Annotated in this window: 1 protein-coding gene; it reads left to right on the top strand. The window is 64.4% G+C overall.

Translation table 11 applies throughout. From position 1 onward, the window contains the following. Positions 1-3: 3 nt before the first annotated feature. On the top strand, positions 4-433 hold a 430-nt coding region (locus CK944_RS22625; RefSeq protein WP_256388191.1), incomplete at its 3' end, for a BLUF domain-containing protein.

Raw genomic sequence — 433 nt, 5'->3', positions numbered from 1 at the left:
GACATCTATTACCAGTGGCTCGAGGGTCCGGAACCTGAAGTTCTGAAGGCCTTCGACAGGATCCAGTCAGACGATCGGCATGGTGGTGTCGAGGTCCTGGACCGCCAGCAGACGGGAACCCGCAGCTTTCCGACGTGGTCGATGGGCTATGGCAACTCGAAGACGACGTCGCTCTTCGATTGGGCGGCCGACAACAATGCACCTCTTCACCCGCCGCGGGCATCCGATATTCNGCCGCACGGCAGGCGTGAGATGTCGATTGCGGCCTGGCCTGGGCCGCAGCTGTCAGCGCTTGGGAGCACTGCGAGGCCTTGGGAACCGGCGAGTGCCGTTTACGCTGCCGCGAGCCGCCGTCGTCTGCCTTTTGCCGCACCCACCGCAATCGCCGCGGCAATGTCATGGCAGGCCGTGATCCCCTGCACGAAGGGCCGGT

The sequence above is a fragment of the Paracoccus sp. SY genome, assembly GCF_002901215.1.
Taxonomy (GTDB): Bacteria; Pseudomonadota; Alphaproteobacteria; order Rhodobacterales; family Rhodobacteraceae; genus Paracoccus; species Paracoccus acridae.
This window is presented reverse-complemented; position numbering and strand designations above follow the sequence as displayed.